Origin of the sequence: Pseudomonas sp. NPDC087612 (genome assembly GCF_044743505.1) — a bacterium.
Lineage (GTDB): Bacteria > Pseudomonadota > Gammaproteobacteria > Pseudomonadales > Pseudomonadaceae > Aquipseudomonas.
Window position 1 is genome coordinate 120,969 of record NZ_JBIUWO010000005.1, and the last position, 8,786, is coordinate 129,754.

The 8,786-nt window shown below is 63.0% G+C and carries 8 protein-coding genes; 3 read left to right on the forward strand and 5 right to left on the reverse strand.

Going from position 1 to position 8,786, the window contains the following annotated elements; translation table 11 throughout:
* Positions 1-127: 127 nt before the first annotated feature.
* Together ACIOVF_RS11755 and rlmF are read left to right on the forward strand one after the other, a co-directional pair.
* Complete coding sequence (locus ACIOVF_RS11755) at positions 128-2,974, forward strand: valine--tRNA ligase (protein WP_401289582.1); 2,847 nt, start codon at positions 128-130, stop codon at positions 2,972-2,974.
* A gap of 101 nt (positions 2,975-3,075) precedes the next feature.
* Positions 3,076-4,038, forward strand: a complete 963-nt coding sequence (gene rlmF, locus ACIOVF_RS11760; protein WP_093387145.1) for a 23S rRNA (adenine(1618)-N(6))-methyltransferase RlmF — start codon at positions 3,076-3,078, stop codon at positions 4,036-4,038.
* 51 nt (positions 4,039-4,089) lie between these two features.
* Here rlmF and ACIOVF_RS11765 read toward each other — a convergent pair whose 3' ends face one another.
* Positions 4,090-4,371, reverse strand: a complete 282-nt coding sequence (locus ACIOVF_RS11765) for an HU family DNA-binding protein (RefSeq protein ID WP_009398256.1) — start codon at positions 4,369-4,371, stop codon at positions 4,090-4,092.
* Positions 4,372-4,779: 408 nt separating this feature from the next.
* Between ACIOVF_RS11765 and yejK the strand changes: the two genes are divergently transcribed.
* Positions 4,780-5,787 carry a nucleoid-associated protein YejK gene (gene yejK / locus ACIOVF_RS11770; RefSeq protein ID WP_045196375.1) on the forward strand — a complete coding sequence of 336 codons (1,008 nt, stop codon included), beginning with the start codon at positions 4,780-4,782 and terminating at the stop codon, positions 5,785-5,787.
* Here the strand turns inward: yejK and ACIOVF_RS11775 are convergent.
* The 4 genes from ACIOVF_RS11775 to ACIOVF_RS11790 all read right to left on the reverse strand — a co-directional run bounded on the left by ACIOVF_RS11775 (position 5,768) and on the right by ACIOVF_RS11790 (position 8,615).
* Complete coding sequence (locus ACIOVF_RS11775) at positions 5,768-6,067, reverse strand: GIY-YIG nuclease family protein (RefSeq protein WP_045196374.1); 300 nt, start codon at positions 6,065-6,067, stop codon at positions 5,768-5,770. The two genes, yejK and ACIOVF_RS11775, sit on opposite strands and share 20 nt — an antisense overlap.
* A 39-nt stretch (positions 6,068-6,106) precedes the next feature.
* Positions 6,107-6,577 carry a nuclear transport factor 2 family protein gene (locus ACIOVF_RS11780; protein WP_045196373.1) on the reverse strand — a complete coding sequence of 157 codons (471 nt, stop codon included), beginning with the start codon at positions 6,575-6,577 and terminating at the stop codon, positions 6,107-6,109.
* 88 nt (positions 6,578-6,665) lie between these two features.
* On the reverse strand, positions 6,666-7,949 hold the full coding sequence (locus tag ACIOVF_RS11785; protein WP_045196371.1) for an MFS transporter: 1,284 nt from the start codon (positions 7,947-7,949) through the stop codon (positions 6,666-6,668).
* A gap of 15 nt (positions 7,950-7,964) precedes the next feature.
* Positions 7,965-8,615: a FadR/GntR family transcriptional regulator gene (locus tag ACIOVF_RS11790; RefSeq protein ID WP_093388189.1), complete on the reverse strand. Its 651-nt coding sequence runs from the start codon at positions 8,613-8,615 to the stop codon at positions 7,965-7,967.
* Between the last annotated feature and the right edge of the window lie 171 nt (positions 8,616-8,786).

An 8,786-nucleotide genomic window follows, 5' to 3' on the forward strand; every position in this document is an offset into this window, starting at 1 on the left:
AACAAGCTTCAAGCGACAAGCTGCAAGAGCCGTGCGGCGCTCTGAGCTTGCAGCTTGTCGCTTGAAGCTTGCGGCTTCGTTATACTCTCCGGCTTTCCTGAATAAATGCCTAAGGGTCCCGCCGCGCATGGATAAGACCTACCAGCCGCACGCCATTGAAACTTCCTGGTACAACACCTGGGAGTCCGAGAATTATTTCGCTCCGCAAGGCGCGGGCGATTCCTACACCATCATGATCCCGCCGCCGAACGTCACCGGCAGCCTGCACATGGGTCATGGCTTCAACAACGCGATCATGGACGCCCTGATCCGTTTCCGCCGCATGCAGGGCCGCAACACCCTGTGGCAGCCAGGTACCGACCACGCCGGTATCGCCACGCAGATGCTGGTCGAGCGTCAACTCGAAGCCAAAGGCCAGAACCGTCACGACCTGGGCCGCGAGAAGTTCCTGGAAAAGGTCTGGGAATGGAAAGATCAGTCCGGTGGCAACATCAGCCGCCAGATTCGCCGCCTGGGCTCGTCGGTCGACTGGAGCCGCGAGCGTTTCACCATGGACGACGGCCTCTCGGAAGCAGTGAAAGAAGCCTTCGTGCGCCTGCATGAAGACGGCCTGATCTACCGCGGCAAGCGCCTGGTCAACTGGGACACCAAGCTGCACACGGCGATTTCCGACCTCGAAGTGGAAAACCACGACGAGAAGGGTCACCTGTGGAACCTGCGCTACCCGCTGGCTGACGGCGCCAAAACTGGCGACGGCAAGGACTACCTGATCGTCGCCACCACGCGCCCGGAAACCATGCTCGGCGACGCCGCCGTTGCCGTGAACCCGGAAGACGAGCGTTACAAGGCGCTGATCGGCAAGTTCGTCGAGCTGCCGCTGGTTGGCCGCCGTATCCCGATCATCGCCGACGACTATTGCGACCCTGAGTTCGGTACCGGCTGTGTGAAAATCACCCCGGCCCACGACTTCAACGACTATGAAGTCGGCAAGCGCCACAACCTGCCGCTGCTGAACATCTTCGACAAGAACGCCTTCGTCCTGCCGGCCGCCCAGGTGTTCAACCTCGACGGCAGCGTCAACGACAGTATCGACGCGACCCTGCCGGCCCAGTATGCAGGCCTCGACCGTTTCGTTGCGCGCAAGCAGATCGTTGCCGATTTCGACGCCGCCGGCCTGTTGGTCAGCGTCGACGACCACGCCCTGAAAGTGCCGAAAGGCGACCGCTCGGGTACCGTCATCGAGCCGTGGCTGACCGACCAGTGGTACGTGTCGACCAAGCCGCTGGCAGAGCCTGCGATTGCTGCCGTCGAAGACGGCCGCATTCAGTTCGTGCCCAAACAGTACGAAAACATGTACTTCTCGTGGATGCGCGACATCCAGGACTGGTGCATCAGCCGTCAGCTGTGGTGGGGGCACCGTATTCCGGCCTGGTACGACGAATCCGGCAAGGTCTATGTCGGCCGTAGCGAAGAAGAGGTGCGCAGCAAGCACAACCTCGGCGCCGACGTGGTCCTGAACCAGGACAACGACGTGCTCGACACCTGGTTCAGCTCGGGCCTGTGGACCTTCTCGACCCTGGGCTGGCCACAGCAGACCGAATTCCTCAAGAAGTTCCACTCCACCGACGTGCTGGTCACCGGCTTCGACATCATTTTCTTCTGGGTTGCCCGGATGATCATGCTGACCATGCACCTGGTGAAGAACGAGGACGGCACCCCGCAGGTACCGTTCAAGACCGTGTATGTGCACGGCCTGGTGCGCGATGGCCAGGGCCAGAAGATGTCCAAGTCCAAGGGCAACGTCCTTGACCCGCTGGACATCGTCGACGGCATCACCCTGGACGAGCTGCTGGAAAAACGCACCAGCGGCATGATGCAGCCAAAGCTTGCCGAGAAGATCGCCAAGCAGACCAAGGCCGAGTTCCCGGAAGGCATCGCCAGCTACGGCACCGACGCCCTGCGCTTCACCTTCTGCTCGCTGGCCTCCACCGGCCGCGACATCAAGTTCGACATGGGCCGCGTCGAAGGCTACCGCAACTTCTGCAACAAGATCTGGAACGCTGCGCGCTATGTTCTGGACAAGGGCGAAGACTGCGGCCAGAACGGCGAAGCCTACGAGCTGTCGCTGGCTGATCGCTGGATCATCTCGCAGCTGCAGCGCACCGAAGCCGAAGTCACCCGCCAGCTCGACCAGTTCCGCTTCGACCTGGCCGCCCAGGCGCTCTACGAGTTCATCTGGAACCAGTATTGCGACTGGTACCTGGAGCTGTCCAAGCCGGTCCTGTGGGACGAGAACGCCCCGGTCGAACGCGCCCGTGGTACTCGCCGCACCCTGGTCCGGGTACTGGAAGTGGCACTGCGCCTGGCCCATCCGTTCATGCCGTTCATCACCGAAGAAATCTGGCAGCGCCTGGCGCCGCTGGCCGGCGCGCAAGGCAAGACCATCATGCTGCAGCCATGGCCAGTGGCCAATGAAAGCCGCATCGATGCCGCTGCCGAAGGCGATATCGAATGGCTCAAGGAGCTGATGCTCGGCGTGCGCAACATCCGCGGCGAAATGAACATCGGCCCGGGCAAGCCACTGCAACTGTTCCTGAAAAACGCCAGCGCCGAAGACCAGCGCCGCCTGCAGGAAAACGAAGCGCTGCTGAAGAAGCTGGCGAAGATCGAGTCCTTCACCGTGCTCGGCGAACAGGACGAGGCGCCGCTGAGCGCCACCGCCCTGGTCGGCGATCTGCAAGTACTGGTGCCGATGGCCGGGCTGATCGACAAGGACGCCGAGCTGGCTCGCCTGAGCAAGGAAATCCAGCGTCTGCAGGGCGAAGTCCAGCGCGTCGGCGGCAAGCTGTCCAACGCCGCCTTCGTCGACAAGGCACCGCCTGCGGTGATCGACAAGGAACGCGCCAAGCTGGCTGAAGCCGAACAGGCCCTGGCCAACTTCACCGAGCAGCATGCGCGGATTGCCGCCTTGTAACGATCGCTGACCTCAGTGATGCCATCGCGGGTCAAGCCCGCTCCCACAGAAGTCTCTGTAGGAGCGGGCTTGACCCGCGATGCTTTGCACCGGACCTCAACATGACCACAACCAACAAACCGACCCTGCACCCGCGCAACCGCCACCAGGGCCGCTACGACTTCCCCCAGTTGATCAAGAGCAGCCCGCAGCTGGGCCAGTTCATGATCACCAACCCCCACGGCAAGCCGAGCATCGACTTCGCCAACCCGGATGCCGTCAGGGTCTTCAACCGCGCCCTGCTCAAGGCCCAGTACGGTATCCAGCACTGGGACATCCCGGCTGACTACCTGTGCCCGCCAATCCCCGGCCGGGCCGACTACGTACACGTGCTGGCCGACTTGCTGGCAGACGAAAACGGCGGCGAAATACCCCGTGGCGCGCAGGTCCAGGCCCTGGACATCGGCGTCGGTGCCAATTGCATCTACCCGTTGCTGGGCAACAGCGATTACCGCTGGCGCTTTCTCGGTTCAGATATCGACGCCACGGCACTGGCTGCGGCCGGCGCCATCGTCCAGGCCAACGGCCTGGGCAAGGCCATCAGCCTGCGCCAGCAAGGCAACCGCAAGCACATCCTGCTGGGGCTGCTCAAAAGCGACGAGCGCTTCGACCTGACCCTGTGCAACCCGCCCTTCCACGCCTCACGCGAAGAAGCCACCCGCGGCAGCCAGCGCAAATGGCGGGCACTGGGCAAGGCCGATCCCAAGCGCAAGCTGCCGGTGCTGAACTTTGGCGGGCAGAACAACGAACTGTGGTGCGAAGGCGGCGAGATCCGCTTCGTCAGCCAGTTGGTGGCCGAGAGCGTCAGCCTGAGCCAGCAGGTGCTGTGGTTCACCAGCCTGGTATCGAAAGCCTCCAACCTGCCCGGCATCCAGGCCGCGCTGAAAAAGGCCGGGGCGGCCGAACAGCGGGTGGTGGAGATGGGCCAGGGGCAGAAACAGAGCCGCATGATCGCCTGGACCTTCCAGGACGCCGCAGCGCGCCAGGCTTGGCGCCAGCAGCGCTGGAGCAAAACCCAGTCATAAAAAAACCGCGTCCGGGCAACCCGGACGCGGCTTTTGTCGAGCTGTTTACAATTACTTGTTTACAGCGTCGGTCAGCACTTTGGCTGGTACGAACTTGACGACTTTCTTGGCAGCGATTTCGATGGCAGCGCCAGTCGAAGGGTTGCGGCCGGTACGGGCAGGACGCTCGGTGATTTTCAGTTTGCCGATGCCTGGCAGGGTGATTTCGCTGCCATTTTCCAGTTGATCAGCAACGATCTGGCCCAGTTGCTCCAGAGCGTTACGCGCGGTGGTTTTTGGCGCGTCGATAGCTTCAGCGATATCGGCGATCAGTTGGTCTTTGGTCAATGCCATGGTGGTGTTCCTTCCCTATCAAATTCAGTGAGTATGCAGAGTGCTACGTCAGTCATCGAGCCAGACCTGCGGGGGATCCGGCGGTCCGGTGTTACAGCCACGTCAATCGCGTATGTAGATACGTAAAACGACGTTTGGTTCGACGTGACGCGAGCGGTCTGCCAGCAATGCGCCACACACGGGGCGCAAGACCGGGCAAAACTACCACAGGAATAGATAAATATCCGCCTCCCACAGGGCAAATGTGCAGGTTTTTCGGGGGTTTGCGCGAAAAAACGCAAAAATTTGAACAAAAAATAAACAACCGACATATCTGCCAACATCTGGCCGCTGAATCACCCCTGTGCTGAGGTACACTTGGCGACTTTGCAACGCGGCCAGCACCGCCCATTTTCAACCGAGAATCCCATGCCGATCCGTCATTGCATCGTCCACCTGATCGACAAGAAACCCGATGGCAGCCCCGCCGTGCTGCACGCCCGCGACTCGGAACTGGCCGAGTCGGGTGCCATCGAAAACCTTCTGGCCGACCTCAACGATAGCTACAACGCCAAACAGGGCAAAGCCTGGGGCTTCTTCCACGCAGAATCCGGCGCCCACCCGTTCAGCGGCTGGCTCAAGGAATACCTCGACGAAGGCAGCACCTTCACGGCCTTCAGCCGCGTCGCCGTCGAGCACCTGCAAAAGCTGATGGAAGAGTCCAACCTGTCGGTCGGCGGCCACGTGTTGTTCGCCCACTATCAGCAAGGCATGACCGATTACCTGGTGATCGCCTTGCTGCACCACAGCGAAGGCGTGGCGGTAAACGCCGAGCTGGACGTGACCCCGTCGCGCCACCTGGACCTGGGCCAGCTGCACCTGGCCGCGCGCATCAACCTTTCCGAGTGGCAGAACAACAAGGCCTCCAAGCAGTACATCTCGTTCATCAAGGGCAAGAACGGCAAGAAAGTCTCGGAGTACTTCCGCGACTTCATCGGCTGCCAGGAAGGCGTCGACGGCCCAGGCGAGACCCGCACCCTGCTCAAGGCTTTCAGCGATTTTGTCGAAAGCGAAGACCTGCCCGAAGAAGCCGCCCGCGAGAAGACCCAGACCCTGGTCGACTACGCTACCAGCCAGACCAAGGCCGGCGAGCCAGTAACCCTCGAGGAACTCTCAGGGCTGATCGATGAAGACCGCCCACGGGCCTTCTACGAGCATATTCGCAACAAGGACTACGGCCTGTCGCCGGAAATCCCCGCCGATAAGCGCACGCTCAACCAGTTCCGCCGCTTCACCGGCCGTGCCGAAGGGCTGTCGATCAGCTTTGAAGCGCACTTGCTGGGCTCGAAGGTCGAGTACGACGAGGAAGCCGGCACCCTGATCATCAAAGGCCTGCCGACGCAACTGACCGATCAGCTCAAGCGTCGCAAGGACTGAGCCCCGCCCAGGAGGCCACCAGCGCCTCCTTGGCACTCTTGCGCAGCTTCTTCACCAGCCGCTCCTGTTGCAGCGCCTTGGTTTTGTCGGGCCAGGCCTCGACATAGACCAAAGCCACTGCCGGGCTGGTGCTGAAGTAGCGTGCCCCCTGGCCCTTCTGGTGGGCCTGGAAGCGCCGCTCCGGGTTGTCGCTGATCCCGCAGTACAGCGAGCCATTGGCGGCGCGTACCAGGTAGACGTACCAGGGTTTGTTCGGTGGTTGGGCAATGGGCTCGGACACGTTAGTGACTATCAACGGCAAAGCGCACAGCTTAGCGCCTCAGCGCCCCGCCTGAAACGCCCGCAGGCCTTTCTGCGCCTGGGCGCGCACCTTGCCCTGGACCAGCGGCGACCAGCCCAGCAGCACCCCCGTGGTGCCCAAGGCCTGACGTGACCAGCGCCACAGGTCGAAACTGTCGTGGTGCTCGCAGATCTTGCCGTCCCGAAACACAAAGCGTGCCTGGATGTCGTTGACCACGGTGCGGCCGGTCTGGCTGAACAGGTAGCGGGCGACCCAGCGGGCGCTGCCAGCGCGCTCGTCGGCGCGTACCGTGTCGAAGGTCAGGGTAAAGTCCTTGGCGCGGGTGGTGAGCATGCGCCACATGTCACCGGCATCCTTGCCGCGCAAAGTACCGAAGACCGGGTCACTGAAAACGATATCGTCGCTGTAACAGGCGACCATGGCTTCGGCGTCCAGGCGCTGGAAAGCCTGGTAGAAGCGGGTGATCAGGGCAGTATTGGCGTCGCTCATGGTGCAGGTCCGGTTCATGGCAATAGACCTGCACCATAGTCCGTCGAAGTGGCAAAAAGCTATGGGCATTTGCCTGGCGAATGTCTGCTCAAACCCGCTCGCTGACCACCTGCACATGCAGGTTGCGCCCGGCCTTGAGGCCAAAGCCTATGGCGCCGATGCCCAGCACGGCAAAGATCCAGCCCACCGCGTTCCAGCCGCCGGTCAGGTCATGCACCAGGCCGACCGCGAATGGCCCCATCGATGCCAGGGTGTAACCGATGCCTTGGGCCATGCTCGACAGGTTGGCGGCGACGTGAGCGTCTTTGGAACGCAGCACGATCAGGGTCAATGCCAGGGCGAAGGTACCGCCCTGCCCCAGCCCCAGGACAATAGCCCAGCCCCACAGGCCTTCCAGCGGCGCATACAGGCAGCCGAACAAGCCGGCCAGGGCCATGAGCATGACCACCACGATGGCCAGGCGCTGGTCCTTGCCACGGGTCGCCAGCCACGGCGCGCTGAGCGAACTGAGCAACTGCACGATCACCGAGCCGGACAACACCAGCCCGGCCTGGGTCGGGCTCAGGCCGCGACCGATGAGGATCGACGGCAGCCAGCCGAAAACGATATAGGCCAGCGACGATTGCAGGCCCATGTACAGGGTGACCTGCCAGGCCAGCGGATCGCGCAGCAGGCCGCGTACACGGTAGGCCACATTGTGGGCGCCGTGGCCCTGGCGGGCCTGGGGCAGCCAGATCAGCGCCGCCAGCAAGGCCGGGATCAACCAGAAGCCCAGGCCCAGCGACCAGCTGTCGCCCAGGCGCTCGCTCAGGGGCACGGTGGCGCCCGCAGCCATTGCCGCGCCCAGGCACAAGGCCATGGTGTAGACGCCGGTCAGGGTCCCGGCATGCTTGGGGAAGTCGCGCTTGACGATGCCCGGCAACAGCACGCCGATCACACCGATGCTGGCCCCGGCCATGATACTGCCGACGAATAGCCCGGTGCTGCCAAAAGCACTGCGTACGGCGATACCGGCTGCCAGCACCAGGAGAATACCGAGGATCACCCGCTCGCTGCCAAAGCGCCGCGCCAGTATCGGTGCCAGCGGCGCGAACAGCCCCAGGCACAGCACCGGCAAGGTGGTCAGCAAACCGGCCTGGGAAGCCGTCAGGCCAAGGCTGTCCGAGACCAGGCTAAGTAGTGGCGCCATGCTCGACAACGCCGGACGCAGGTTCAGCGCCACCAGCACCAGGCCGAGCAGCAACAGCCACGGGCGCTTGAGCAGCACCGGTTGCTGTTGCACTTGTTCGTCGTCGGCTTCGGCGTCGATCAGCAGTTCTTCCAGCTCCGGCCCGTTGGCCGGCGCCGCAGTTCGGGTTGTTTCATCGCCCATGGCAGTCTCGCAAGGTCAGGATTCGTTGATCAGGGTCCGGCTCAGGGCCTTGGCCTTGTCCGGATCGCGTTGTTCGATGGCATCGAGAATCTGCCCGTGCAGGTCGAACACAAGCTGGCAGCGGGGAGCGTGGCTCAGGTTGTGATGCAAGGTGGCCGCCACCACCCCGGAAAAGTAGCGATACAACTCGCTCAGCGCCGGGTTATGCGCGGCATCCACCAGGCGCTGGTGGAACACCAGGTCGCAACCGATGTATTGCTCCAGGTCGTCGTGAAAATGCGCACTGCTGTGCTTGAGGGCCTCTCGTAGCCCTTGCAGGTCTTCTTCGCTGCGGCGCAGCGCGGCCAGGCCAATGGCCTCGGCTTCAAGGATATGGCGGGTTTCCCGCGCCTGCTCCAGGTCGCAGCGTGACAGCGCCTGAAGGGCCTGCAACGGGTCGACGGCGGTACGCAGGTAACTGCCATCGCCCTGGCGGACTTCGACCAGGCCACTGAAAGCCAGCACACGCATGGCTTCGCGCACCGTGTTGCGGCTGATGCCGAGCTCAGCAGCCAGTTCCGGCTCGGTGGGCAGGCGCTGGCCCACCGTCCAGGCGCCGCTGGCAACCCGTTGTCGCAGTTGCTCGACCGCTTGTTCGACCAGGGAGCGTTTGATCAGTAAGGTCATGACATCCAATCATCGGATGAATTCAGAAGGGAAAGATTACCGGTAACAAGCATCGCGGGGCAAGCCGAGGCGTGGGGGCGCCGCGCCCCCCCCGCGCGGGGGGGGGGGGGGGGCGCCGCAGGCGCCCGCCCGCTGCTGGGAGGGGGTCTGTGTTGGCGTAGAAAAAAAAAC

What these genes read in the sequence shown, in the direction of transcription:
- ACIOVF_RS11755 (WP_401289582.1), top strand. Translation starts at nt 128, where the DNA reads ATGGATAAGACCTACCAGCCGCACGCCATTGAAACTTCCTGGTACAAC.
- rlmF (WP_093387145.1), top strand. Translation starts at nt 3,076, where the DNA reads ATGACCACAACCAACAAACCGACCCTGCACCCGCGCAACCGCCACCAG.
- ACIOVF_RS11765 (WP_009398256.1), bottom strand. Translation starts at nt 4,371, where the DNA reads ATGGCATTGACCAAAGACCAACTGATCGCCGATATCGCTGAAGCTATC.
- yejK (WP_045196375.1), top strand. Translation starts at nt 4,780, where the DNA reads ATGCCGATCCGTCATTGCATCGTCCACCTGATCGACAAGAAACCCGAT.
- ACIOVF_RS11780 (WP_045196373.1), bottom strand. Translation starts at nt 6,577, where the DNA reads ATGAGCGACGCCAATACTGCCCTGATCACCCGCTTCTACCAGGCTTTC.
- ACIOVF_RS11785 (WP_045196371.1), bottom strand. Translation starts at nt 7,949, where the DNA reads ATGGGCGATGAAACAACCCGAACTGCGGCGCCGGCCAACGGGCCGGAG.
- ACIOVF_RS11790 (WP_093388189.1), bottom strand. Translation starts at nt 8,615, where the DNA reads ATGACCTTACTGATCAAACGCTCCCTGGTCGAACAAGCGGTCGAGCAA.